Source organism: Rhodococcus sp. IEGM 1408 (genome assembly GCF_033142235.1).
GTDB lineage: Bacteria > Actinomycetota > Actinomycetes > Mycobacteriales > Mycobacteriaceae > Dietzia.
This window is the reverse complement of the sequence record NZ_JAWLRW010000003.1, coordinates 240,144-262,791: the sequence shown is the minus strand read 5'-3', so window position 1 is coordinate 262,791 and position 22,648 is coordinate 240,144. Positions and strand designations below refer to the sequence as shown.

23 protein-coding genes are annotated in these 22,648 nt (G+C 70.3%); 14 read left to right on the top strand and 9 right to left on the bottom strand.

Features of this window, described 5'->3' with window-relative positions; genetic code table 11:
- The first annotated feature begins 41 nt into the window (after positions 1–41).
- The 5 genes from mtrB (at position 42) to secA (ending at position 8,110) form a co-directional block, all read left to right on the top strand.
- Positions 42–1,712, top strand: a complete 1,671-nt coding sequence (mtrB, locus tag R4P08_RS06475) for an MtrAB system histidine kinase MtrB (protein WP_411741175.1) — start codon at positions 42–44, stop codon at positions 1,710–1,712.
- A complete protein-coding gene (locus tag R4P08_RS06470) occupies positions 1,709–3,445 on the top strand; it encodes an LpqB family beta-propeller domain-containing protein (RefSeq protein ID WP_317812954.1) in 1,737 nt (578 codons plus the stop codon). Before mtrB ends, R4P08_RS06470 begins: the two co-directional genes overlap by 4 nt.
- A gap of 109 nt (positions 3,446–3,554) precedes the next feature.
- Positions 3,555–4,262, top strand: coding sequence for a ComF family protein (locus tag R4P08_RS06465; protein ID WP_317812953.1), 708 nt, complete (start codon positions 3,555–3,557; stop codon positions 4,260–4,262).
- Between the two features lie 230 nt (positions 4,263–4,492).
- On the top strand, positions 4,493–5,176 hold the full coding sequence (gene hpf / locus R4P08_RS06460) for a ribosome hibernation-promoting factor, HPF/YfiA family (protein WP_317812952.1): 684 nt from the start codon (positions 4,493–4,495) through the stop codon (positions 5,174–5,176).
- A gap of 156 nt (positions 5,177–5,332) precedes the next feature.
- Positions 5,333–8,110: a preprotein translocase subunit SecA gene (gene secA, locus R4P08_RS06455; RefSeq protein ID WP_317812951.1), complete on the top strand. Its 2,778-nt coding sequence runs from the start codon at positions 5,333–5,335 to the stop codon at positions 8,108–8,110.
- Between the two features lie 62 nt (positions 8,111–8,172).
- Here the strand turns inward: secA and R4P08_RS06450 are convergent, their stop codons facing one another.
- Complete coding sequence (locus tag R4P08_RS06450; RefSeq protein ID WP_317812950.1) at positions 8,173–8,532, bottom strand: Rv3235 family protein; 360 nt, start codon at positions 8,530–8,532, stop codon at positions 8,173–8,175.
- A 435-nt stretch (positions 8,533–8,967) separates the two neighbouring features.
- On the opposite strand from R4P08_RS06450, the gene R4P08_RS06445 reads away from it, so the two are divergent.
- The 4 genes from R4P08_RS06445 (at position 8,968) to R4P08_RS06430 (ending at position 12,634) form a co-directional block, all read left to right on the top strand.
- On the top strand, positions 8,968–9,378 hold the full coding sequence (locus tag R4P08_RS06445) for an HAD-IA family hydrolase (RefSeq protein WP_317812949.1): 411 nt from the start codon (positions 8,968–8,970) through the stop codon (positions 9,376–9,378).
- Positions 9,379–9,381: 3 nt separating this feature from the next.
- Positions 9,382–10,824, top strand: coding sequence for a wax ester/triacylglycerol synthase family O-acyltransferase (locus R4P08_RS06440; protein WP_317812948.1), 1,443 nt, complete (start codon positions 9,382–9,384; stop codon positions 10,822–10,824).
- A gap of 30 nt (positions 10,825–10,854) precedes the next feature.
- Complete coding sequence (locus R4P08_RS06435) at positions 10,855–11,376, top strand: DUF6912 family protein (protein WP_317812947.1); 522 nt, start codon at positions 10,855–10,857, stop codon at positions 11,374–11,376.
- Positions 11,377–11,515: 139 nt separating this feature from the next.
- Positions 11,516–12,634, top strand: coding sequence for a ferredoxin reductase (locus tag R4P08_RS06430; protein WP_317812946.1), 1,119 nt, complete (start codon positions 11,516–11,518; stop codon positions 12,632–12,634).
- A gap of 15 nt (positions 12,635–12,649) precedes the next feature.
- On the opposite strand, the gene rsgA is transcribed toward R4P08_RS06430, so the two are convergent.
- The 4 genes from rsgA to R4P08_RS06410 all read right to left on the bottom strand — a co-directional run bounded on the left by rsgA (position 12,650) and on the right by R4P08_RS06410 (position 16,436).
- Entirely contained in the window at positions 12,650–13,702 is a 1,053-nt protein-coding gene (gene rsgA / locus R4P08_RS06425) for a ribosome small subunit-dependent GTPase A (protein WP_317812945.1), read from the bottom strand.
- An 8-nt stretch (positions 13,703–13,710) separates the two neighbouring features.
- Entirely contained in the window at positions 13,711–15,030 is a 1,320-nt protein-coding gene (gene aroA, locus R4P08_RS06420; protein WP_317812944.1) for a 3-phosphoshikimate 1-carboxyvinyltransferase, read from the bottom strand.
- Between the two features lie 83 nt (positions 15,031–15,113).
- On the bottom strand, positions 15,114–15,842 hold the full coding sequence (locus R4P08_RS06415) for an SOS response-associated peptidase (protein WP_317812943.1): 729 nt from the start codon (positions 15,840–15,842) through the stop codon (positions 15,114–15,116).
- 48 nt (positions 15,843–15,890) lie between these two features.
- The gene (locus R4P08_RS06410) at positions 15,891–16,436 is read right to left on the bottom strand and encodes an aminoacyl-tRNA deacylase (RefSeq protein WP_317812942.1); all 546 of its coding nucleotides are present in this window, start codon (positions 16,434–16,436) and stop codon (positions 15,891–15,893) included.
- 107 nt (positions 16,437–16,543) lie between these two features.
- On the opposite strand from R4P08_RS06410, the gene R4P08_RS06405 reads away from it, so the two are divergent.
- Complete coding sequence (locus R4P08_RS06405) at positions 16,544–17,221, top strand: sigma-70 family RNA polymerase sigma factor (protein ID WP_317812941.1); 678 nt, start codon at positions 16,544–16,546, stop codon at positions 17,219–17,221.
- A complete protein-coding gene (locus R4P08_RS06400; protein ID WP_317812940.1) occupies positions 17,221–17,547 on the top strand; it encodes an anti-sigma factor in 327 nt (108 codons plus the stop codon). The genes R4P08_RS06405 and R4P08_RS06400 overlap by 1 nt, the downstream gene beginning before the upstream one ends.
- A 90-nt stretch (positions 17,548–17,637) precedes the next feature.
- On the opposite strand, the gene R4P08_RS18540 is transcribed toward R4P08_RS06400, so the two are convergent.
- On the bottom strand, positions 17,638–17,712 hold the full coding sequence (locus tag R4P08_RS18540) for a 50S ribosomal protein bL37 (RefSeq protein ID WP_411741174.1): 75 nt from the start codon (positions 17,710–17,712) through the stop codon (positions 17,638–17,640).
- 102 nt (positions 17,713–17,814) lie between these two features.
- On the opposite strand from R4P08_RS18540, the gene R4P08_RS06395 reads away from it, so the two are divergent.
- Positions 17,815–18,030, top strand: a complete 216-nt coding sequence (locus R4P08_RS06395) for a biotin/lipoyl-binding carrier protein (protein WP_317812939.1) — start codon at positions 17,815–17,817, stop codon at positions 18,028–18,030.
- A gap of 103 nt (positions 18,031–18,133) precedes the next feature.
- On the opposite strand, the gene R4P08_RS06390 is transcribed toward R4P08_RS06395, so the two are convergent.
- Entirely contained in the window at positions 18,134–18,382 is a 249-nt protein-coding gene (locus tag R4P08_RS06390; protein ID WP_317812938.1) for a WhiB family transcriptional regulator, read from the bottom strand.
- 452 nt (positions 18,383–18,834) lie between these two features.
- On the opposite strand from R4P08_RS06390, the gene R4P08_RS06385 reads away from it, so the two are divergent.
- Complete coding sequence (locus R4P08_RS06385; RefSeq protein WP_317812937.1) at positions 18,835–19,197, top strand: hypothetical protein; 363 nt, start codon at positions 18,835–18,837, stop codon at positions 19,195–19,197.
- A 29-nt stretch (positions 19,198–19,226) separates the two neighbouring features.
- Here R4P08_RS06385 and R4P08_RS06380 read toward each other — a convergent pair whose 3' ends face one another.
- Positions 19,227–20,531 (bottom strand): PQQ-binding-like beta-propeller repeat protein, encoded by a 1,305-nt coding sequence (locus R4P08_RS06380; RefSeq protein WP_317812936.1) that lies wholly within the window; start codon positions 20,529–20,531, stop codon positions 19,227–19,229.
- 30 nt (positions 20,532–20,561) lie between these two features.
- Positions 20,562–22,097: a DEAD/DEAH box helicase gene (locus tag R4P08_RS06375; RefSeq protein WP_317813125.1), complete on the bottom strand. Its 1,536-nt coding sequence runs from the start codon at positions 22,095–22,097 to the stop codon at positions 20,562–20,564.
- A 290-nt stretch (positions 22,098–22,387) separates the two neighbouring features.
- On the opposite strand from R4P08_RS06375, the gene R4P08_RS06370 reads away from it, so the two are divergent.
- On the top strand, positions 22,388–22,615 hold the full coding sequence (locus R4P08_RS06370) for a DUF3107 domain-containing protein (RefSeq protein WP_317812935.1): 228 nt from the start codon (positions 22,388–22,390) through the stop codon (positions 22,613–22,615).
- The last annotated feature ends 33 nt before the right edge of the window (positions 22,616–22,648 follow it).

Below are 22,648 nucleotides of genomic sequence, written 5' to 3'. Positions count from 1 at the left end.
CGGAAGACGCGGCGGCGTCCTCCGGCGACGAGCTCGCCCAGATGGACGCAGCGGAGTCCCCACCGACTCCTCTGGAACGGCTCGGGGACCTGGACCTGGCCGTCCTGGGTCACCGGATCGTGCGGATGTGGCGCCGGTCCCTGCAGCTCCGCGTGGTCACCTCGACCCTCGCGCTGTCCATGGGTGTGATCCTCACGATCGCGTTCATGCTCCAGAGCCAGATGGCCGCGCAGTTGCTCTCCACCAAGTTGGACGCCGCCGTCGAGCAGGCGAGCAGGCTCCGGGTGACCGTCGAGGCGCAGATCGCGGCGACCGACGAGGGGACGAGCGAACAGTCCCGGCTCGACCAGGCGCGCAGTGCCCTGGGGGAGCGCGGGTTCGCCTCGGGAGGGGACTCGGTCCACGCAGGGACCTTCGACCCGATCCTCGTGGTCCCCGACCAGACCGGGCGCGGACAGGTGGTCAGCCCGGCCGACGGGCAGGTGCCCCCCGAACTGCAGTCGCTGGTCCAGCGGGGCCGGATCGCCTACCAGTACGTCACGATCGACTTCCGCGGCGAGTCCGCCAAGTCGCTCATCATCGGCACGCCCACGGATTCGTCGATCCCCGGGCTCGAGCTGTACCTGGTCTACCCGCTGATCGCCGAGGAACAGACGCTCGGGATCATGCGCGGGATCGTCGCGACCGCGGGTCTGGCGATCATCGTGCTCAGCGCGGCGATCGCGTGGATGGTGGCGCGTCAGGTGGTCCTCCCGGTCCGGCAGGCGGCGTCCATCGCCCAGCGGTTCGCCAACGGCCACCTCAAGGAACGGATGGTGATCAGGGGCGAGGACGACGTCGCGCGGTTGGCGATGGCGTTCAACGACATGGCGCAGAGCCTGTCCAAGCAGATCACGCAGCTGGAGGAGTTCGGTGATCTCCAGAAGCGCTTCACCTCCGACGTCTCCCACGAGCTCCGTACGCCCCTGACCACGGTCAAGATGGCGGCGGACATCATCTCCGACTCCGCCGACCACCTCGACGCCCCGACCAAGCGCGCCGTGGAACTGCTGGAGTCCGAGCTCGACAGGTTCGAGAGCCTGCTCACCGACCTGCTCGAGGTGTCCCGCCACGACGCGGGGATGGCGGAGCTGTCCGTGACCGCGATGGACGTGCGGATGGCGGTCGAGGACGCGGTCTCCACCGTGTCCCACATCGCCGAGTCGGCGGGGGTGGAGGTCGAGCTGGACATGCCGGCCGAGCCGGTGGTGGCCGATGTGGACCCGCGGCGGGTCGAGCGGATCCTGCGCAACCTGGTGGCCAACGCGCTCGACCACTCCGAATCCAAGCCGGTCCGGGTGACCCTGCGCGTGTCCGACGCCGCCCTCGCGGTCTCCGTCCGCGACCACGGCGTGGGGCTCAAGCCCGGCGAGGAAGCCCTGGTGTTCAACCGCTTCTGGCGGGCGGACCCCTCGCGGGTCCGGCGATCGGGCGGCACCGGGCTCGGACTGGCGATCGCGCTCGAGGACGCCAAGCTCCACGGCGGTCGCCTGGACTGCTGGGGCAGCCCAGGTGAGGGCTCCTGCTTCAGGTTGACCATCCCCCGGCGCTACGGTGGCACGATCACCTCGAGCCCGCTGCCCCTGACGCCGGAGGACGAGGCGCGGGTCGTGCAGACCGGTTCGTCGACGCCGCTCGACCGGGTTCCCGGATCCGAGGAGACCGGGTCGTGAGCAGCGTGCGGGCGGTTCTCGGGGTGGTGGCGCTGGCCTGCGTCGCCGGGCTTGGGGCGACCGGCTGCGCGACGCTGCCCTCGTCGTCGTCACCCCACGTCATCGACACGTTCTCGCCCTCGGCGACCGCACTGTCCGTCCCCACGCCCGTCCCGGATCAGGAGCCGGACCTGCTGGTCCGCGACTTCCTCAAGGCCGCCGCGACCGCCGATCAGCGGCACGCGGCATCCCGACAGTTCCTCACCCGGGAGGCGGCGGAGACCTGGGACGACTCCGCGGACACGACGATCGTGTTGCGGGCGGACCTCAGCGCCGAGGGCGGACGTGACTCCGACCGCGCCGAGTACACGCTGCGGGCCGAGAAGGTCGGGTCGCTCGATCCCGGCGGGATCTTCAGGGAGGAGGTCGGGCAGCTCGAGGTGACGATCGGCCTCGCGCGGCAGGACGGGCAGTGGCGGATCGACCGGCTACCCCCGGGGGTCGTGATCGAGAAAACCGAGTTCTTCTCCACCTACGCCCAACGCGACCTGTTCTTCCTCTCCGGGTCAGGGGAGTCGCTGGTCCCCGACCCGCGGTGGACGGCCGCTGACCGGACCGACCTGGGCTACTCGCTGGTCAACCTGCTCGCGACCGGGCCGCGCCCCGGGCTCACGGCCTCGGTGCTCTCCCGCGTCCCCTCGTCGGTCTCGGTGCGGCCGGACGAGGGCGACGGGGACGAGGGGCGCCCGGGCACGACCATCGAGTTCACCGGACTGCCGGTGCTCAGCAGTCAGGCCACCACGCAGTTCGCCGCGCAGGTGGTGTGGACCCTCGCCCGTGCGGACGTGCCCGGGCCCTACCGGCTCGAACGCGACGGCGCACCTCTCGACGAGCGGTACAGCGACGGGTGGACCACGGAGGACGTCCGTTCCTTCGACCCGTACCCGCCGGTGGAGCCGATGCGTAACGCGCTGACCGCCGCCGACGGGCTGGTCCGGCTCGAGGGAGCCGGTGCGCGGCCGGCCGGGGGGCCCTGGTCGGAGGTCCGCGGGGGACGGAGCGGCAGCTTGTCCTACGACGGGCGGATCCTGGCGGTCGTGGCCGGGGAGGAGCAGGCCGGGTCGCGGAGGGTGCTCGTCGGGGCGGCCGACGACGCGCCCCGCGAGGCCCTCACGGCCCGGACCGTGGCCGGCCCGACCTTCCATCCCGTGGACGGCCGGGCGTGGGTGATGGTCGACGACGCCAGGCTCGTCCGCATCGGTACCGGCGCCTCGCCGTCGGTCCAGGAGATGGACGCGGGTCCGATTCGCGCCCTCGGCTCGCGGGTGACCGCGCTGCGGATCGACCAGTCCGGTACCCGGCTGGCCGTGGTCGTCGACGGCAAGGTGTTCATCGGCGGACTGTCGGCCGAGACCGGGCAGCCGCTCGCCGGCACGTTCGGCCAGATCGGCCGGGCGCTGGGGGAGACCGCGTCAGTGGTGGCGTGGCGGGACCGGACCACGATCGTCGTGGGCCGCAACACCACCGAGGCCCCGGTCGTGACGATCTCGATCGACGGCGCGATCACGGTGCCGCTCTCCCAACGCAACATCACGGGGCCGGTCACGGCCGTCGCCGCCGCCGGCCGGGAGGTCTACGTGGTGGACCAGCGGTCGCTCCTGCGGCTCGACACGGCGGCCGAGACCGGTGATCGGTACTGGCGGGAGATCAACGGCCTGGCAGCGATCCGGGCCGACCCGGTCGTCGCGGGCTGACGCCATGCCGACCGGGCCGCCTGGCGGGATCCCGACCGGGCCCGACGGGGTGCCGACCGGGCGCGACGGGGTGTCCCGGTGTGGGCCGGGGCCCGGGTGGGCTGCGGCGTTGACGGATCTGGTGGTCCCGCTCGAATGCGCGGGGTGCGGGCGTGCCCGGCAGCGGTGGTGCGCCGAGTGTGCGGCGACACTGCTCGGTGACCCGGTGCGCGTGCGGACCCGGGCCGACCTCCGGGTGCCCGTGTGGGCTCTGGCGCGGCACACCGGGCCCGCGGCGCGCGCGGTGTCCGCCTACAAGGACCGGGGCCGCCCGGATCTCGCCCGACCCCTCGGCGCCGCCCTCGCCGCCGGGATCGAGTCCCTCCGGGCGGCGGGGGAGATCGCGGAGGCCTCCGAGCGGCCGACCGTCCTCGTCCCCGCGCCGGCGTCCTCGCGGGCGCGCCGGCGACGGGGGTTCGACCACGTCCGCGACGTCGTGGACGCCCTCGCCGCCGAACTGGCAGGTTCGGTCCCGGGCGGCCCCGTGGCGGTCGCCCCGGTGCTCGAGGTTCGGGGACGGGTCCGGGACGCCGCCGGGTTGGACGCCCGGGCCCGGTCCGACAACCTCTCGGGACGGATCCGTCGGCGCCCCGAGGGCACGCCGATCCGGGCCTCCCGCGGCGCGCCGTCATCCGTCACCGCACTGCTCACGTCCCGGGCCACGGTCCTGCTGGTTGACGACGTGGTGACCACCGGGGCCACGGCCGCCGCCTGCGTAGCGGTTCTCCGGGCCGGCGGACTCGATGTGGACGGGGTCCTCAGCGTCACCGCCGCGTGACGAACGATGGTCTTCCTCGTTACTTGTGCCGACTTGAGAACCAGTGCACAGGAGAACGGGTATCGTCGACTTCGGACGGGGTTCACCAGCGCGTTCTTTGATTTCTGCCGGTGACGTCCCGTCCGCAGAGTGTCCACTCAGCCATGTGGGTTGGCCTCTCGGCCGGGGTCCCGGGCGTGTGACGGGCCGGTCGGAGAGGTCCGCCGCAGGCCCGATGAGGAGGAGCTTCGATGGCGAAGACCCCCGCAGTCCTGCTCGACCCCGCCACCTTCGACGGTCCGGAGACCGAGGACCCAGGTGCCCCTGAAGCCCAGGTGACCATCAAGGGCCGGAACGTCGAGGTGCCCGAACACTTCGCGACCCGGATCAACACCAAGCTCGCGAAGATCGAGAAGATCTCGCCGGCGATCACCCGGTTCGATGTGGTCCTTCTCCACGAGAACAACCCACGCCTGGCCAAGGCCAGTCAGCGCATCGAGATCACCCTGAAGGGAAAGCCCGGGGTCGCCCGGGCAGAGGCGGCTGAGGACACCTTCTACGCGGCTCTGGAATCGGCGGTCGCCAAACTGGAGCGACAGATGCGCAAGGCGCGTACGCGCCGCAAGATCAGTCACTCCGGCCACCGTCGCCCGCAGTCGGTTGCCGAGGCCACCGCGGTGCTCGCGCCCGCGGCGGCGTCCGCCGACGTCCTGGACGAGTACGCGGACGGCGCCGACGAGCAACTGCCCGGTCAGATCGTGCGCAACAAGGAACACGACGGCGCCCCGATGTCGGTGGACGAGGCGCTGGAGAAGATGGAGCTCGTGGGTCACGACTTCTATCTGTTCCGGGATTCCGAGACCGATCGTGCGACCGTCGTCTACCGGCGGCACGCGTTCGACTACGGCCTCATCACACTGAGCGACCAGGCCTGACGGCGCGGTTCGCGGATCGCCAGGGGCGGTCCGGTCCACACGGACCGGACCGCCCTCGGCGTGCAGGCCGCGGCCCGCAACACCTAGGATGATCTCGGACCAACGTGTGACGGCGATGGTCGCCAGATTTCCCCGACCACGAGGACGTTCGAGACTGTGTCCATCCTTTCCAAACTGCTCCGAGCCGGCGAAGGCCGAAAGCTCAAGCGGTTCAGCGCACTTGCCGACTATGTGGACTCGTTCTCCGAGCAGACGGAGGCCCTGACCGACGACGAGCTCCGCGCGAAGACCGAGGAATTCAGGGGTCGGTTGGCCAAGGGTGAGACGCTGGACGACCTCCTGCCGGAGGCGTTCGCGGTCGCCCGCGAGGCCGCCTCCCGCGTCCTCGGGCAGAAGCCGTACAAGGTGCAGATCATCGGCGCCATCGTCCTGCACACCGGCTCGGTCGCGGAGATGAAGACCGGCGAGGGCAAGACCCTCACCTGCGTACTCCCCGCGTACCTCAACGCCCTGGCGGACGAGGGCGTGCACGTGGTCACGGTCAACGACTACCTGGCCAAGCGCGACGCGGAGTGGATGGGCCGGGTCCACCGCTTCCTCGGTCTGTCGGTGGGCGCGATCCTCGGCGGGATGACCCCGGCTCAGCGTCGCGAGGCCTACGCCGCGGACATCACCTACGGGACGAACAACGAGTTCGGCTTCGACTACCTGCGCGACAACATGGCGCACGACACGGCGGAGCTCGTCCAGCGCGGGCACCACTACGCCGTCGTCGACGAGGTCGACTCGATCCTGATCGACGAGGCCCGGACCCCGCTCATCATCTCGGGGCCCGCCGACGGTTCGAGCAAGTGGTACGCGGAGTTCGCGCGTATCGCCCCCCAACTCGAGGAGGGCACGCACTACGAGGTCGACCGCAAGAAGCGCACGATCGGTGTGTCCGAAGTGGGCGTGGAGTTCGTCGAGGACCAGCTCGGGATCGACAACCTCTACGAGGCCGCCAACTCGCCGCTGGTGAGCTACCTGAACAACTCCATCAAGGCCAAGGAGCTGTTCGTCAAGGACAAGGACTACATCGTCCGCGACGGGAACGTGATCATCGTCGACGAGTTCACGGGCCGCGTGCTCGAAGGTCGCCGCTACAACGAGGGCATGCACCAGGCCATCGAGGCCAAGGAGAAGGTGGAGATCAAGGCGGAGAACCAGACTCTCGCCACCATCACGCTCCAGAACTACTTCCGGCTCTACGAGAAGCTGGCCGGGATGACGGGTACGGCCGAGACCGAGGCCGCCGAGCTGTACTCGATCTACAAGCTCGAAGTGATGCCCATCCCGACCAACCGTCCCATGGTCCGCGAGGACCAGCCGGACCTCATCTACAAGACGGAGGAGTCCAAGTTCGCCGCCGTCGTCGAGGACATCTCCGAGCGCGTCGAGAAGAAGCAACCGGTCCTCGTGGGAACCGCGTCGGTCGAGCGCAGTGAGCACCTGTCCAAGCTGCTCACGCGGAGCGGCGTCAAGCACCACGTCCTCAACGCCAAGTTCCACGCCTCGGAGGCGCAGATCATCGCGCAGGCCGGCCGCCCGGGCGCGGTCACCGTGGCCACCAACATGGCCGGTCGTGGTACCGACATCGTGCTGGGCGGCAACGCCGACATCATCGCCGACCTCAACCTCCGCGAGCGTGGCCTCAACCCGGTGGACACCCCCGACGAGTACGAGGAGGCGTGGGACGCCGAGATCGAGCGGATGCGCACGCTGACCAAGGAGGAGGCGGAGCGTGTCCGCGACGCCGGGGGGCTGTACGTCCTCGGTACGGAGCGGCACGATTCCCGGCGTATCGACAACCAGCTGCGCGGTCGTTCGGGACGTCAGGGCGACCCGGGGGAGTCCCGGTTCTACCTGTCCCTGGGTGACGAACTCATGCGGCGTTTCAACGGCGCCGCAGTCGAGGCGATCATGAACCGCCTGAGCCTGCCCGACGACGTCCCGATCGAGGCCGGGATGGTCTCGCGCGCGGTCAAGAACGCGCAGACGCAGGTGGAGGCGCAGAACTTCGAGATCCGCAAGGACGTCCTCAAGTACGACGAGGTCATGAACCAGCAGCGCACCGTCATCTACGGCGAGCGCAAGCGGATCCTCGAGGGTGAGGACATCACCGACCAGGTCGAGTCGATGATCTACCAGGTCGTCAGTGCCTACGTGGACGGTGCCACCGCGGAGGGTTACGTGGAGGACTGGGACCTGGAGAAGCTGTGGGACGCGCTCCGCCAGCTCTACCCGGTCTCCATCACCGCCCAGGAGGTGGTGGACGGAGACGAGTACGGCGCTCCGGGCGACCTGTCCGCCAAGAACCTCCGGGACGCGGTCCTCGACGACGTCTTCGCACGCTACGACGATCGTGAAGCCGAGATCGAGGCCATCGGAGGCGAGGGCGCCATCCGTCAGCTGGAGCGCTCCATCATGCTTCAGGTCCTGGACCGCAAGTGGCGCGAGCACCTCTACGAGATGGACTACCTCAAGGAGGGCATCGGGCTGCGCGCGATGGCCCAGCGCGATCCGCTGGTCGAGTACCAGCGCGAGGGCTACGACATGTTCGCGGCGATGATGGACGGCGTGCGCGAGGAGACCGTCGCGTTCCTGTTCAACGTCAAGGTCGAGGCCAATCCGCAACAGAAGTCGATGGCGGCCCCCTCCGCGGCGCAGGCAGCGGCCCTGGCCGGCGCCAACCCGATCCTGCAGGCTGCGGGAACGGGCCGCGACGTGAGCGACGCGCAGATGCAGTTCTCCGGTCCGTCCGAGTCGGGGGATGCGCAGCTCGTCGATGAGAGCGCACCGGCCAACCGCACGGAGCGACGCTCCCAGGAGCGTCAGGAGCGGCTCGAGCGCCGCGAGCGGGCGGCCAAGACCGCGTCCCGGGGGCGCAAGGACTGACCGGGCTTGATTGAACTGACCGGGCGGGCCACTAGGCCTGACAGAACTGACCGGGCGGGCCACTACGCCAACCGGAGGGCCGTACAGGTCGCCCCGGTCCCGGTGACCCTGATGCGGGCCGCGACTGCGAACAGTCGCGGCCCGCGGGCGTACGTGGCGCACACCTCGTAGTCGGCGAATCCGGGCGACTCCGACTGGTCGTCGCGTAAGAAGGCCGGTCCGGCCGCGTGGATGTGGAGCCGGTGGATCCGAGCCGGACCGAGATGCTGACCCGGGACCCCGCCGCGGGCCAGTGCCCGGAGCATTTCGACCAGGTGGGGTGGGAACGCGCCGCGAGTGTGGTGTGGGGCCCGCTGCCGGTCGACCACCTCGAGCGCCATGATGACCAGTGCGTGGGCCGCCCGCCTGGCCGGGACCGGCACGACGTCCTCCGGGGACCGAGGGCCCGGCGCGGCGACAGGTTTCCGCGGCCACGGATCGAGCCCGGCTCCGACCGCGCCCCCAGCACCCGCCCCGCCCACAGCACCGGCACCAGCACCGGCACCGGCCCCGGCTCCGGCCCCGGCACCGGCACCGGCACCGGCACCGGCCCCGGCTCCGGCACCAACACCGGCCCCGGGTCCGGGCTCGGTCGAGGGGAGCGGGCGAACCCGGTGCTCCTCCCACGGCGTCCCCGCGGCTGCTGCGGGACGATCGGTCGGCAATGGTGACACTGGTGTCGGGGCCATGGATACGTCAACTCCCTCCCACGATGACCGGGTCCGGTCTCGCGTCCTGTATCCCTTACGACGCGTCGGTAAGGCGGGCGGTTCCACCTCGGTACTGCGCGGTTCGCGGGTGTTGCCTAGGCTGTCCCCATGCGAGGACTGATAGTCGACTACTTCGGAGTGCTGGACGGCACGGATGAGGACCGCGAGAGCTGGCGGGGCATCCTCACCGGCGCGCGGGCCAATGACGTGCGGATGGCGGTCCTCAGCAACGAACCAGAGGGCCCCGGCGCGGACCGGGTGCGCGAGGACGCGCGCGCCTACGGGATCGACCACGTGGTGCTCAGCGGGGTGACCGGGGTGGAGAAGCCGGAGCCCGAGGCGTTCCTCGAGGCGGCACGGAGGCTCCAACTCGAGCCCCGGGAGTGTGTGATGGTCGACGACGCCATCGAGAACGTCCTCGGTGCGGTGCAGACCGGCATGATCGGAGTCTTCTACCAGGTCTTCGACCGTGCAGCCGTGGAGATCCGCGGGCTGCTCGGGCTGGACGAGGCGGTCTGACCCGTGCCGAACAGGCTGGCGACCGCCGACGCGGACCTCCTCCTGGGAGATGCCGCCCGGTCGCGGAGTCGGCACTCGTGCTCTCTTGCTCTGGTCTCCCGTGACGAGCCCTGGGACATCGACCGCGTCATGGAGTTCGTCGACGCGCGGCTCGCCGACGCCCCCAGGTTCCGGCAGCGGATCCGCTACGTGCCGTTCGGTCTCGCCCGGGCGGTCTGGGTGGATGACCCGGACTTCGACCTGAGCTTCCACGTCCGCCGGTCCGCGCTACCGGCACCGGGGGGGATTCGCCAACTCGCCGACCTGGTGGCCAGGCTGGTCGACCGCCCGCTGGAGGCGGGCCGGCCGCTGTGGGAGCTCTACCTCATCGAGGGTCTGGCCGACGGACGTCTGGCGATCCTCACCAAGACCCATCACGTCCTCCTGGGCGGGCCCAACGCCGTGGACCTCGCCCAGGTGCTCATGAGCGATGAGCGGGCTTCTGCCGAGCAGGACGAGGTCGCCACCTGGACCCCGGTCCCGTCGCCCGGCGACGGCGTCCTGGTCCTGGACGCGCTCATGACCATCGCCACCGACCCGTTGGAGTTGGTCCGCCGGTCGGCGAGGCTGGTCAACGCGGTGGAGCGGGCGAGCCGGGGCATCGTCGGTGCAGCGAGTCTCACGCTCCTGCGCCCACCCGGCGGGCTCGCCGACATGTTCCGTACCTCCCGGCCCCGCGGGAGCCGGGTGGGGCTGGCCTCGTTCCCGCTGTCAGACGCGCGGGCGATAGCCAGGGCGCACGACTGCACGGTCAACGATGTGGTCCTGGCGGTGCTGTGCGGCGCCCTCCGCTCGTGGATCCTGTCCTGTGGTCACCCGCTGGCCACCTCGGACACGTTGCGCGCGATCGTGCCCATGGCCGTCGTCTCCGAGTCCGCCTCGTCCGAGGCCGTCATCTCCGAGTCCGCGGCTCCGGAGGCTGAGGAGGCCGACGCCCTGGGAGGGGCGACCTCGGCGGAGATCGCCTCGGCGCTCATCGGGATGCCGGTGGGGGAGCCGAACCCTCGCATGCGGCTCGCGCAGATCGCCCGCGAGGCAGCCACCCAGCGCCATCCCCGGGAGGCTGTGGGCGCCAAGTCACTGGCCCGTCTCTCCGGCTTCGCCCCGCCCACCCTGCACGCGCTGGGTTCCCGGGCGGCGATCATGTTGCCGTCGGACAGCTACGACCTGGTGGTGACCAACGCGCCCGGACCACAGCACAAGATGTTCTGGGGTGACGGCGAGCTCTCCGAGGTCTACCCGGTCCCGGCGCTGCTCGACGGGCAGGCGTTGGCGGTCTCGATGAGCAGCTATTCGGGGATCGTCTACTACGGCTTCACCTCGGACCGCCAGGCCGTCCCGGACGTGGAGGAGATCGGCGAACTCATCTCGTCTGCGCTGGACGAGCTCGCGGACACCGCCCGCTGACCGTCACCGCTCACCCGAGGAAGGCACCACATGCGACTGTTCATACCTGCCACGTTGGCGATGCTCGAAACCCTGCTCGAGGGCGGGGAGATGCCCGTGCGGAGCGCTACCGCGTTCGCCGCGACCCCGGCGCTCGTCGAGTCCTACGCGGAGGGGGACTCGGAGGAGATCGAGCACGTGGCCTTCCTCGAGGCCGCCCGTGCCTCACTCCGGCTGCTGGGCGGCGAGCTCGATTCCGGGGCGGCGCACGAGGCGCACCCGTACCGGCGGGTGGTGGTCAGCGTCGACGTCCCGGACTCGGACGCCGAGGCGCGGCCGGATCTCGACACCGCGGTGGTGCGACTGACCCGGGGAAACGTGACGATGGCGGAGGTCGCCTCCGTCCATGTGGACCTGGCCGGCGCGGTCGACCTCGTGAGGGACGCCGTCGACGCCGTGGACCGCGCGGACCTCGGGGACGAGGACGCCGAACTCACGGTGGGGGACGCTCTCGACGTCGAGCTGGCCTGGTACGACGCGGTGGAACTCCCGTTCCTGCTGACCTTGCTGTGACGCCTCGCTCGGGCGCGGTGCGGTGTACATTTTCACCACCGAGTTACCGCGACGGACGCTAACCTACGCTACCGTAGGTTGACGTCCGGACCGCCGGCCCGATCCCGGGCCGCGTGGGCACCGGCATGAGGAGGCACAAGTGACCGAGTCGTTGAACGGGCTCAGCCGCGTCCTGCGGGCGGCGGCCGCGAGGGTCCCCGAACCGCGGGTGGCGCACCGCTTCCTGAACCGTCTCACGCATCCGCTGCGGGTCGACGACTACTCGTCGCTCATCTACCCGCTGTGGTCCTCGCGAGAGTTGCGCGGCGAGGTGGTCTCGGTGCGGCGCGAGGCCGAGGACACCGTCACCCTCGTCATCAAGCCCGGCTGGGGAGCCACCCCGCACTACCAGCCGGGTCAGTACCTCGGCATCGGCGTCCTCCTCGACGGCCGCTGGACCTGGCGGTCGTACTCACTGACCTCGGCGCCCACCAGCGGACGCGGCGAGTACTCGGTGACGGTCAAGGCCCTGCCCGAGGGGTTGCTCAGCAACCACATCGTCGGCACCGTGGAGCCCGGCACCATCGTCCGGCTCGCGGCTCCGGCGGGGGACTTCCACCTGCCCTCACCCACCCCCTCCAAGCTGATGTTCGTCACCGCCGGATCGGGGATCACGCCCGTCATGGGCATGCTCCGGTCCCTGGACCGTCGCTCGGACACCACGCCGTTCCCGGACGTCGTCCACGTGCACTCGGTGCGCGAGAGGGACGACGCGCTCTTCTACGACGAACTCCGCGCCCTGGAACAGACCCAACCCGGGTACGTCCTGCACCTCCGGGTCACCAGCGAGGAGGGCCGGATCACCGCCAAGCAGATGGCGGAGCTGGTCCCGGACTGGTCCGAGCGCCCGACCTGGTCGTGCGGGCCGTCGGCAATGCTCGACGAGCTGACCGAGCACTTCGAGGCCACCGGTCGCAAGGATCTCCACACGGAGCGCTTCACCGTCAACCGGGACGCCGGCGCCTCGGGCGGCACCGTCAAGTTCGGTTCGACCGGCAAGACCGTGGAGCTGGACGGCGCCACCACCATCCTCGAGGGCGGCGAGAAGGTCGGCGTGCAGATGCCCTTCGGCTGCCGGATGGGCATCTGCCAGACCTGCGTGGTGGGGCTCGACGAGGGGCATGTCCGCGACCTGCGCAACGGCACGGATCACGGGCCCGGGGAGCGGATCCAGACGTGCATCTCGGTCGCGCTGGGGGATGTCGAGATCAAGATCTGACCGCGCGGGGGCGGGTCAGTCCTGATCCGTCCCCAGCGCCCACGCGTCGTTGGACTGCAGGACGCCGAGCAGCTCGCGGACGGCCAGCGCCCGGCGATGCGCGGCGGGGTCGGTGATCGCGTCGAACCTGCACTCGGGGTCGGCGGGCGGGCCCTGGTGGGTGCACCCCCTGGGGCACTCCTCCGCGATCTCGTGGAGGTCGGAGAACGCCCCCACCACGTCGTCGGGGGAGACGTGCGCGAGCCCGAAGCTCCGGATCCCCGGGGTGTCCACCACCCAGCCGTCGGTGCCCAGCTCGAGGGCGACGGACTGCGTGGACGTGTGCCGACCCTTTCCCACTCCCGAGACGACGCCCACCGCGCGGTGGGCGTCCGGGATCAACCGGTTGACCAGCGTGGACTTGCCCACCCCGGAGTGGCCGATCATGGCGGAGATCCGGCCGTCGATCAGCTCGTGGAGCGCGGCCAGGTCGTCGTCGATCCCCACCTGCAACACGGGGACGTCGAGGGCCTCGAACTCGGCGGCGAAGACCGACGGGTCGTCCAGGTCGCCCTTGGTCAGACAGAGCACCGGCTCCAGCCCGCCGGTGTAGGCGGCCACCAGCGCCCGGGCGACGAACCCGGCCCGCGGCGGGGGATCCGCCACGGCCACCACGATCAGCAGCAGCTCGGCGTTGGCCACCACCACCCGCTCGTACGGGTCGGAGTCGTCGGCGGTCCGCCTCAGCACCGTGCTCCGGTCCTCGACGCGGATGATCCTCGACAGCGTGTCGCGCGTGCCGGTGAGATCGCCCACCACGCCCACGTGGTCGCCCACCACGATCGGGGTCCGACCCAGTTCGCGGGCCCGCATGGTGACGATCCAGGTCCCGGCCACGTGATCCGGGCCGTCGTCGAGCAGTACACAGCCCCAGCGTCCGCGGTCGACGCTCACGACCATCGCGGACGCGGCGTCGGAGTGGGTCGGTCGCCGTTTGGTGCGTGGCCTGGACCCCTTCCCCGGCCGGATCCGGATGTCGGACTCGTCCCAGCCGCGCGCGCCGCTCTCGCCACCTCGTCCGCCAGCCATGGCCGGTGTCAGCCCCGCCCGGCGAGCATGCCGGCCCACATCGCGGTGAACCCGGGCATGGTCTTGGCGGTGGAGTCGATGTCGTCCACCCGGACGCCCGGGACCACCAGCCCGATGATCGCTCCGGCGGTGGCCATGCGATGGTCCGCGTACGCGCGCCACGGGGCGCCGTGCAGAGGGGCCGGGGTGATCTCGAGGCCGTCGTCGAGCTCGGTCACCTCACACCCCACGGCGCCGAGCTCGGCGGCCAGCGCCGCCAGTCGATCCGTCTCGTGGCCCCGCAGGTGCGCGATCCCGGTCAGGCGCGACGGCCCGTCGGCCAGCGCGCACAGCGCGGCGACGGTGGGGGTGAGCTCACCGATGGCGGACAGGTCCAGGTTGACGGGGGACAGGCTTCCGGGCCCGACGACGACGAGGGTGCCGTGGCCGGCCCCGTCGGCGGTCTCGAGCGTCACCGACGCGCCCATTCCGCGGAGGATCCCGCGGATGGCATCCCCGGGCTGGGTGGTGGACACCGGCCAGTGGGGGATCCGGACGGTCCCTCCGGTGACGGCGGCCGCGGCCAGGAACGGGGTCGCGTTGGACAGGTCGGGCTCCACCACCCGGTCGACGGCCGAGATCGGGCCGGGGAGCACCCGCCACGACGAGGTGGTGGGTTGCTCGACGGTCACCCCGGACTCCCGGAGCATCTCCAGCGTCATCTCGATGTGCGGGCCGGAGGGGACGGGGGAGGTGCCCACGTGGACCAGTTCGACGCCCTCGTCGAACCGCGCGGCCGAGAGCAGCAGCCCGGAGACGAACTGGGAGGAGGCCGAGGCGTCCATCTCCACGCGGCCGCCGCGCAGCGAGCCGGTGCCGGTGACGGAGAAGGGGAGGCTGTCACCGGTGGCCTGCGCCCCGAGCGCACGCAAGGCATCGAGCACGGTGGCCTGCGGGCGTACCCGCGCCGCCGGGTCGCCGTCGAAGGTCGAGGTGCCCGTGGCGAGCGCCGCGACCGAGGGGACGAACCGCATTACCGTGCCGGCCAGACCGCACTCGACGTCGGCGCCGCGCAGCTCGCCCGGGGTGATGAGCAGGTCGGTGTGGTCGGGGCCGAGGGGCCCCGACACGCCCTCGATCCGGGTGCCGAGCGCGGCGAGCGCTCGGATCATGAGGTCGGTGTCCCGGCTGCGCAATGTTCCGGTCAGCCGGGAGGGCGCGTCGGCGAGCGCGGCCAGGACGAGGGCGCGGTTGGTCAACGACTTGGATCCGGGCACCGGGACCTCGGCGTGCACGGGCGTGGCGGCTACGGGCGCGCTCCAATGACTCACCTGGCTATTGTCGCCCATCAGCGCCGACCTCGTCCGATCCGGGTGCGAGGACATCTGGCACCGCCGCCCTCGGCTGCGCCGGTTCACTGCTGGCAGGTGGTCTAGAACAGCCGCTCCTCGTCAACGGGTTCGAGCAGCTGGGGCCCGTCGTTGCGGACACTGTTGACTGCCGTCGAGACGCGGTAGGGCTCCAGGTGCGGATCCGGGATCGCGCGGAGGAGTTCGTCGGCCACGCCCCGTGCTCCTGCTGTGCAGTCGAGCCAGTCATCGCGCAGGTCCGACGGGATGATGACGGGGGTGCGGTCGTGGATGTGGCCGAGCGCGTCGGTGGCCGGGCGGGTGATCACGGTGCACGTCCAGAGCCATCGCTGATCTTCGTCGTCGATGTCCGGGTCAGGCCACAGCTCGTACAGGCCGGCAAAGGCGAGGATCGGGTTCCGGGGATCGTGCAGGAAGTACGGGAGCTTCTTGCCGTTCTCGGTCTGCCATTCATAGAACCCGGCGGCGGGCAGGATGCATCGCCGGCGAGCGGCGGCGGATCGATACGAGGGCTTCTCGGTGAGCGTCTCGCTTCGTGCGTTGATCATCCGTGAGCCGATCTTCGGGTCCTTGGCCCAGCTGGGGACCAATCCCCACCGCATCGTCCTGAGCTGGCGGACGGGGTGGAGCGACTCGGGCTCGTCTCCCCGTGGCTCGCGCTCCACGACGGCGGGGACCGGGTCTGTGGGAGCGACGTTCCACGATTGGGGGGTCTCGTCGACGACGAGACCGATGTCGAACTCGGCGACGAGGTCACTTGCTCGGGCTGTGATGGAGTAACGACCGCACATGGCAACCATCCTGCCTGCTCGGGCGAAGGGGCATAGGGGGATGTTCTCCTAGGGCCGCGCCCGCCCGGAGGCGACCGGGGCCGTCACCGCGCGCGTGAGCCGGACGAGGTCGGCGGGCGGGAGTTCGATCTCGAGACCGCGGCGGCCGGCGCTGCACAGGACGGTGGGATGGGAGAGCGCCGAGTCGTCGACGACGGTGGCGAGAGTCCGCTTCTGGCCCAGGGGGGAGACCCCGCCCACCACGTACCCGGTGGTCCTCTCCGCCACGTCGACAGGGGCGAGCGAGGCCTTCCCGCAGCCGAGCGCGGCCGCGGCGGCCTTGAGGTCGAGCATGGCGGTGACGGGCAGGATCGCGACGGCGAGCGGGGTCCTCGTGCCCTCCGGCGGGCGGGCGGTGGCCAGCACCAGCGTCTTGAACACCCTGTCCGGCGCGATCCCGAGTCGCTCGCCCATCACCCGGGCGGCCTCGTCCCCGAACGCGTCCGTGGTCACCTCGAAGCTGTGCACCGTGTGGTCGACGCCGGCGGCGTGGAGTGCGCCAATCGCCGGGGTCGCGGCCGGGCCCGCGACGACTCTCCCGCTCCTCTTGCTCACCCGCCCGATCGTACTGACGCCGACCGCCCGGAATAGCGCGGTGGCCGAGCACGTTAATCCTGAGCAAGTGCCCGGGGAGGTCCCCGGGATCGGGAGAGGAGGGTGCGATGCGGACCGCGGTCCTCGACGCCCCCGGCGTGCGGATAGACTCCGGGTCATCGACAGGTGAGGAGTACCGGTTGCCTACCGAGTTGCAGCCCGGCGAGGCAGGCCAGCGCGCCGAGGACTTCCAGGAGTTGGCCATGCCGCTCCTGGATCAGTTGTACGGTGCTGCGCTGCGGATGACCCGCAACCCGGCCGATGCGGAGGATCTGGTCCAGGAGGCGTACGCCAAGGCGTTCGCGGGCTTCCACTCGTTCAAGACGGGCACCAACTTCCGGGCCTGGATGCACCGCATCCTCACCAACGCCTACATCAACCACTACCGCAAGCGGCAGCGGCAGCCCGCGCAGTATCCGACCGAGGAGATCACGGACTGGCAGTTGGCGGCTGCGGCCGAGCACACCTCGACGGGTCTGCGCTCAGCGGAGGTCGAGGCAATGGAGTTGTTGCCGGACGACGAGATCCGGTCCGCGCTCGCCCAGCTCCCGGAAGAGTTCCGGATGGCGGTCTACTACGCCGACGTCCAGGACCTGCCGTACAAGGAGATCGCCGAGATCATGGACACCCCCCTGGGGACCGTGATGTCGCGCCTCCACCGGGGACGCAAGCAACTGCGCGAGCTTCTCCGGGACGTGGCCACCGAACGTGGATTCGGTCGCGATCGCGTAGAGGAGGGCAAGTGATGAGGGAACACGACCCCCGGCTGGACGGGATCGACTGCGAGGCGGCCCGGCGCGACCTCTCCCTGCTCGTGGACCTCGAGTGTGACGACAGCTGCCGTTCGAGGCTGGAGCATCACCTGGCGGGCTGTGCGACCTGCCGTGAGTTGTTCCTGTCGGAACGCAGGCTCAAGGCCAAGCTGTCCCGGTCATGTTGCGAGAAGGCGCCCTCAGGTCTACGCGAGCGGCTGATGGTGGAGATCCGTCGCACCACGGTGACCACGACGGACGCGGACGGTACGACGGTGGTCCATCGGATGACGACCGTCGAACGGCGGGAGCCACGCTGATACACCGGCAAATACGATGAGGGGCGGGCACCGGTTAGGTGCCCGCCCCTTTCTCGGTTCTGATGGTCCCGACTCAGCTGATCAACCGACTCAACAGTTGGGACGCTTTCCGTGATTGGCGTTCTTCTTGCGGCGATCCTTCTTCTTGCGGCCACGCTTGCTCATGGTCGCCTCCTTTCGTCAGTGTACGAGTCTGCCATGAGCGGACCCATGTGGTTGCATTGAGGTGTCCGGGGGCCGTTGTCAGGAAAGCAGAGGAGCAATTACATGGCTGAACAGGTCCGTGCCGAGATGGTCGCAGGCGTCATGGAGGTCGTGGCTGTCGCCGGCACCGAGGTCGCCGAAGGCGACACCATCGTGCTCCTCGAGTCGATGAAGATGGAGATCCCGGTGCTGTGTGAGACCGCCGGTACCGTCACCGAGGTGGCGGTCGCGCCCGGCGACGTCATCCAGGCCGGCGATCTCATCGCCGTCATCAGCTGACAGTCGACTCCACGACGAAGGCCGGTGCTCCTCCCGTGGGAGGAGCACCGGCCCGGTGTCTGATCGAGCTGTGTCTGGTCGAGCTGTGGCTGGTAAGGCCGGGTCAGACCGCGGTGCGGGTGCGGGCACGGCGACGCTTGAGGGCGCGACGCTCGTCCTCGCTCATCCCGCCCCAGACGCCGGCGTCCTGTCCCGACTCGAGGGCCCACGCGAGGCACTCGGCGGTGACGGGGCAGCGGTTGCAGACGATCTTCGCCTCAGCGATCTGAGCGAGGGCGGGTCCGGAATTGCCGACGGGGAAGAAGAGCTCGGGATCCTCGTCGCGGCAGATGGCCTTATGGCGCCAGTCCATGGGAACTCCTTACGGTATGAGACCGTTATCGGGTGTGTCGGACACAGGAGGACGCCGTCGACGCGCAGACCTGTACGGTTGGCACGCGGACGTTCGTGATCCTTCACATCCGACAATGTGATGGTGGGGGTAACCCGCTCTAGGGGCGCGCTCCTAGCGGAGTGGCTCCCGGTTAAGGCAAGGCAAACACGGTGTGTCTGCGGTGTTACGAGTGATCGTGCCACGATTCCAGAACAAGTCAACCCTCTCGGGCGAGTATGTGGCAAAGGTCACCTGCGATGTCAAATCGCCCCGAAAGTCCACGCCAAGAGGCCCTGTCCGCTAACCGGAGTCCAGTCCGCGAGGGTGGTTCCGGCCCGTCAGGTAGCGCGACCTAGGCTGGAGCGGTGAACGTGAGCCGACCTGACGACCGACCTTCCCTGCGGGATTCCCGGACAGGGATCCCTACTCCTGTGCGCGTCGCGGGGTGGATCGCCGCCGCGCAGGGACTCCTCGGGGTGGGCGTCGCGATCGCCCTGATGATCCGGGCCGCGGGGGGCCACCGTGAGGAGACCGTGGTCATCAGCGGCTACGGGACCGCCGTGTGGTTCCTCATCCTGGGTGGCGGTCTGCTCGCAGCGGGGATCGGACTGCTCCGCGGCCATCGCTGGGGCCGCGGACTGGTGGTGATCGCAGAACTGCTGCTGCTGTTCGTTGCCTGGTATGTCGGGGTGGGCTCCAAGCAGTACCTGGCCGGAGTCGTCATCGCGGCGGTGTGCGTGATCGCGCTGGGGTCGCTGTTCCGCAGGGACGCGATCGAGTGGTACGCGGTCTGACCCTGACGAGGCACAGACGCCCGGGCGGGTCAGGCGACGAGTTTGTACGCGTGGATCGCGCCGGCGCGGCGTTCGTAGAGGATGTCGCCGATCTGGGCGAGCCCGGTGACGCTCTCGCGCACTCCCTCGCCGGGGAGCGGGGTTGATGCGAGAGGCCGCAATTCCGTCCCCGAGGCGCGGTCGAGGAGCGAGAACCCGTCGGGGAGGGGGAGGAGCACCCACGGCCCCGCCGTGGCCGCCTCTGGATCCGGGGACCAGCCTCCGGTGAGTCCCGGACCTGTCGCCGGACTCGCCCACAGCTGCGCCCCGGAGGAGGTGTCGAACGCGTGCGCCTGCGCGCCGTCGAACCACCGGGCCTGGCCGTCGTCCCCCGAGACGGTGTCCAGGGAGGGCTTCCGAGCGGGTTCGCCGCCGAGGATGAGCACGGTCTGGCGCTGGGTGGGGGAGGTGAACCAGTCCACGGTCCAGTCGGCGCCCTGGTTGCGGAGTGCGAGGACTCCCTCGTCGCTCACCTCGATGATCCACAGGCCGTCGGCCCCGGTCGGAGCCGAGGCGAGCTCCTCCGGTTTGCGATTGTCCTCGGGGACAGTCTTGGAGAACGTCAGCCGCTCGGAGTCTTCCCCCGGGCAGCGCTCGCTCACGACAAACCGCTCGTCGGTGAGGTCCGCGGTCCCGAGGGTGCAGCCGGTCCGCGGCTGCATCCCGGCCTCCTGGGGTGCGGAAACGGCGCCGTACTCGACGGTCCGGACCAGGTCGTCGCGCCAGATCTCGAGCCGCTGCGGGCTCAAGGCGAGGGCGTGCTTCCATGTGCTGCCGAGTTCCATCGCGTCGGGGAAATCGCTCTGCCTGGTGCTCTCGTACTGCTGGGAGGTCGGGTCGACAGAGGTGACGTCGCTACACCCCGAGGCGCCGTCGAACGCGGCCACCAGCGAATCTGCGTAGAACGTGGCCGCGCAGAACCGTCCGGCGTTCGAGTAGGTCCAGCGCTCCTCGCCGGACCCCGCATCACGTCCGACGAGCGTGCCGTCCTCGGTCACGGTGACGAGGTTGCCCTTGGTGGTGAGCGGAGCGCCGGTCCCCCCGGACCCGTGGGTCCAGAGAGGCTGCAACGACGTGGGGGCCTCGACGGTCGGACCGTAGACAGGCTGCTCCGCGTCTGCGGTCCTGAACTCGGAGCGGGCCGCGCTCCCGGACAGGAGCACGACGGCTGCAGCAACGATCATCACCAGCGCGATGATCCCGGCGGTGATCAGATCACGCCGAGTGGTCCGCTCCGAGGAGACGCCGAGGAACGGACGGCCGCGTCGGACAGAAGAGCTCCTGGATGTGCGCACGTGCCCTTCCTTCGGGACGAGTGGGCAGGGTCAGTCCCGGCCGGCGGAGTCGGACGACGGGCGACGCCGACGCCGACGCCTCGGAGCGTCGCCGGAGGCCGGGGCGTCGCCGCCGGAGCTGCTTCCGGAGCCGTCACCGGAGTTGCCGCCGGAACCGTTGTCGGCCCGCGGGGACGGCGTCGACGGTGCGGAGCCGCTGCTCCGGGTGCGGCGAGGGGCTCCGCTACCGGCGTCCGGACCGGACCTGCGGGGTTCGCGGTCCGCCGGTCGCCGACCTGATCCGGTTCCGGTGGCGGCCCCGACGCGGCCGCCGGCGCTCGCCGGGATCCCGAGTTCCTCGCGCAGGTGCGGGGACGTGGAATAGGTCTCGACGGGTTCGCTGTGACCCAGACCCAGGGCCTTGTCGATCAGGCCCCAGCGGGGGAGGTCGTCCCAGTCCACGAGGGTGATGGCGACGCCGAGCTTTCCGGCCCGACCGGTACGGCCGATCCGGTGGACGTAGGTCTTCTCGTCCTCGGGGCACTGGTAGTTGATGACGTGGGTGACGTCGTCGACGTCGATACCGCGCGCGGCGACATCGGTCGCCACGAGGACGTCGACCTCTCCGGAGCGGAAGGCCTTGAGCGACTTCTCGCGCGCACCCTGACCCAGATCGCCGTGGATCGCGCCCACGTGGAAGCCCCGCTCGGCCAGGTCGTCGGCGAGCTTCTGGGCCGTCCGCTTGGTGCGGCAGAAGACCATCGTGGCGCCGCGCCCGTCGGCCTGCAGGATCCGCGACACCACCTCGGGCTTGTCCATGGAATGGGCCCGGTAGACGAATTGCTTGGTGTTCTCGTGCGTGGCGCCGGAGTCCGCGGACTCGGCGCGGATGTGGGTGGGCTTGGTGAGGAACGTGCGCGCCAGGGTGATGATCGGCCCCGGCATGGTGGCGGAGAAGAGCATGGTCTGTCGCTGGTCCGGGACCATCCGGAGGATCTTCTCGATGTCCGGAAGGAAGCCCAGGTCGAGCATCTCGTCGGCCTCGTCGAGGACCAGGACCTCGACCTTGCCGAGCACCAGCTTCGACTGGTTGGCGAGGTCGAGCAGCCGGCCCGGGGTGCCCACCACCACGTCGACGCCCTTCTCCAGGGCGTCGGTCTGCTGCTCGTAGGGGGTGCCGCCGTAGATGGCGAGGACCTTGAGCGGCCGCGAACCGGAGGCAGTGGGGGCGGTCAACCCGGTGGCGGCGATCTTGAGGTCCTGGGTGACCTGGACGCACAGTTCACGGGTGGGGACGATGATCAGGGCCCGCGGCGTGCCGTCGAGCTCCCTGGTCTTCTGTCCCACCGAGATGCGGTGCAGCAGGGGGACGCCGAACCCGTAGGTCTTGCCCATGCCGGTCCGGGCCTGACCGATGAGGTCCGAACCCGCGAGCGCAAGCGGCAGCGTGAGCTCCTGGATGGCGAAGGTGTGGGTGATACCCCGCTCGCCGAGCGCGGTGACTATCTCGGGTCGGACGCCGAGCTCGGCGAAACTGGGGGAGGAGTCGGAGGAGGGGGCGTCGACGACGGCGGTCGTCACGGCCATACCGTCGACTTCACTGGTGGTCACATCTGTGGTGGACAGGGCGGTGCCTTTCTCGTCTCGCGCGCGGGTGAGTGAGGCCTTCGGTGGCCGACCTCGGCGAGCGGGGCGCGCGCACATTTCCGCACGGATCATCAGGCGCTGGCCCCGGTCTGCGGACCGGGTGCGGGTGTGATCCACGTATCGCCCATCCTATCCCGTGCCGTCACGGGATAGGAGGTCCGGGCTAGCCTGGGACCCAGGTATCACCGATGACGACGTGACATGCGTCGACGACGAGAAGGGGAGGCACCGTGGAGGTCAAGATCGGCATCGCGGACAGCAATCGGGAGCTCGTGTTCAAGACGGGGATGAGCCCTGCGGACGTGCAGAAGCGGGTCGAGGCCGCCCTCACCGCGGAGGGCAAAGCGGTGTTGGAGCTGGAGGACGAGAAGGGCCGCAGCTACCTCGTCTCCACCGAGAAGGTGGCCTACGTCGAGATCGGGGAGTCCGCCCGCCGAGCGGTCGGGTTCCTCTCCTAGGACGCAGGGGCCGGGTTCCCGGCCCCGGGTCTT